The following is a 2,434-nucleotide window of genomic DNA, read 5'->3' as shown; positions in this document are numbered from 1 at the left end:
AGTTGGTTAGAATACCGGCCTGTCACGCCGGGGGTCGCGGGTTCGAGTCCCGTCCACTCCGCCACTTATATTAAGCCCCAGTCTTTCGACTGGGGCTTTTTCGTTAATACGAGTATACTTTTTCCTTTAATCGAATGAGTCCCGCGGAAAAGGCCTGTCAGTAGCCCAGAACCGCTGCCACTTATATTAAGCTTCACTTGAAAGACTAAGATTTTTGGTATCTGTAGTGCCAGCTTTACCCGCAACCGAATTGCACAATTCTAGTTGAATGTAATCTTGCCCATACCTCTACAGATTCGAACCTTATAGTAAATGCTGGAGACTGATGAATCCGCATAAGCTAGCTCGTCGTCTGCACTCTGTCACTGCGTATTTCGTTAACGCTTTTCTCTAGCAAGGGGTTTCTACTGCTACTTCGCAAATATTCATCGTTCTAGTGTTCTGGATAGTCCCTAGGAGAATGGATTGCTTGAGTTTGTTACCGCTAGTCTGATTTAGTCATTGGAAGAGAATGAGCGTCTAGACTGTTAAGAGAGTAAAGTCATTCGAACATTCATGTCTTTTAGAAAACTTTGTTTTCTTTGCTGATCTTGCTAGTAACGATTAACCTAAGAGGAGTTCTCGTAGGAGTAAGTTTGATGATGCAACAAATAAAAAATGAAACCTTGAAATCCGTACTTAAGCAATGGTCTTCCGAAGAGGGAATTGTGGTCATCAACCCTGCAACTGAGCAAGAGTTAGTTCGATTAAAGCCCAGTGCTCTTGAGGAATTAGATGACATTATTGGTAAGTGTAAAACCGAGCAAATTCGCTGGGCAAAGTTAAGTGCCAAAGAGCGCTCTCGTCGCTTGAAAAAGTGGTATCAATTACTCTTTGATAATGCAGAAGACATTGCCACAATTATTACCTTAGAGCAGGGGAAACCATTAACCGAGAGTAAAGGGGAGGTGATGTATGGCGCCTCTTTTGTCGAGTGGTTCTCAGAAGAAGCCAAACGCGCTTATGGCGAAGTTATACCTGCCCCCACGACAGATCGACGTCTGTCTGCTATTCGCCAGCCTGTAGGGGTATGCGCTGCAATTACGCCGTGGAACTTCCCTATTGCGATGATTACAAGAAAAGCAGCACCAGCCCTGGCGGCAGGCTGTGGCATGTTGATCAAGCCCTCTGAGCTTACTCCTCTTACTGCAATTGCTGTTGTTGAATTAGCTTATCAGGCAGGAATCCCAAAAGAACTACTTCCTGTGGTGGTATCAGAGCAGGCAGCTGAGTTTGGCCAAGTACTAAGTACTGATCCTAGGATTAAGAAAGTTTCTTTTACGGGCTCTACGCGAGTCGGGAAGATTTTGATGAAACAAGCCAGTGACTCTGTCAAAGCGGTTTCGATGGAGTTAGGTGGTAATGCACCTTTTATTGTTTTTGACGATGCAGATTTAGATGCGGCGGCGGAAGGGCTTGTCGCTTCGAAGTTCCGTAATGCAGGGCAAACATGTGTTTGTACCAATCGGCTGTATGTTCATGAAGGTGTAAAACAAGTTTTTATTGAAAAAGTATTGTCGAAGTTAAGCAAATTACAGCTTGGTAATGGTTTAGATAACGGTGTCACATTAGGCCCTGTTATTACGATGGCTTCTAAACATCGTCTAGAGGCGGTGATCGATCAAGCTGTACAAGAAGGGGCTTCTATTGCCAACTCTCCGCAGAGACGCTCTGGGCGCTTTATGGAGCCCGTTCTTTTGGATAGCGTCAAGCAGCATATGTCGATTGTTCAGCAAGAGCTATTCGGGCCTGTGTTACCTATTATTACCTTTGAGAATGATGAACAAGTTCTCGGAATGGCGAATGACACAGAGTATGGTTTGGCTTGTTACTTCTACACGAATAACTTCAAGCGTATTGTTGCTTTCAGCGAAGGTCTGGAATACGGCATGGTTGGTGTCAATGAGGGGATTATTTCTACTGAGGTGGCCCCGTTTGGTGGAGTCAAAGAGTCAGGAGTTGGCCGAGAAGGTGCGAAACAAGGGCTCGATGAATATTTGGAGACAAAGTATATTTGTCTCGGTGGTTTAAGCTGAGTTGGTTGATTTAAGCAAAAAGCTGGGTTTTACCTGGCTTTTTTGATCTGGGAGATGTGTGCCACCCACTATGATTATTATTTATTGGTGAACATTGCTTATGGTGGGACTATCGATAGAAAGCAGAGTTGTTGGTGAGCAGGTATTCCAATCTAAGTTAAGCGATGCCTTCAAGGTAATGATCTAAACTCTGATTTTCTTTCCTGAGTGACATGAGTAGAAAAGAGTTTGACTTTAAACCAATGCAAAAAAGCTGTATCAAGAGATACGGCTTTTTCTAATATGGCTCCTCCTACTGGACTCGAACCAGTGACCTGCGGATTAACAGTCCGTCGCTCTACCAACTGAGCTAAGGAGGA

At 44.3% G+C, this 2,434-nt stretch carries 1 protein-coding gene and 1 tRNA gene; one reads left to right on the top strand and one right to left on the bottom strand.

Annotated elements, in window-relative coordinates; all coding sequences use genetic code 11:
- Positions 1 to 638 precede the first annotated feature (638 nt).
- Entirely contained in the window at positions 639 to 2,075 is a 1,437-nt protein-coding gene (locus MSG33_RS23435) for an NAD-dependent succinate-semialdehyde dehydrogenase (protein ID WP_085342612.1), read from the top strand.
- A 283-nt stretch (positions 2,076 to 2,358) separates the two neighbouring features.
- Here MSG33_RS23435 and MSG33_RS23430 read toward each other — a convergent pair.
- Positions 2,359 to 2,434, bottom strand: a tRNA-Asn gene (locus MSG33_RS23430).

The organism is Vibrio sp. 1CM7H, from assembly GCF_023161645.1.
Classification (GTDB): Bacteria; Pseudomonadota; Gammaproteobacteria; order Enterobacterales; family Vibrionaceae; genus Vibrio; species Vibrio diabolicus.
The sequence above is the reverse complement of the archived record's forward strand: the minus strand, read 5'-3'. Positions and strand labels throughout refer to the sequence as shown.

What these genes read in the sequence shown, in the direction of transcription:
- MSG33_RS23435 (WP_085342612.1), top strand. Translation starts at nt 639, where the DNA reads ATGATGCAACAAATAAAAAATGAAACCTTGAAATCCGTACTTAAGCAA.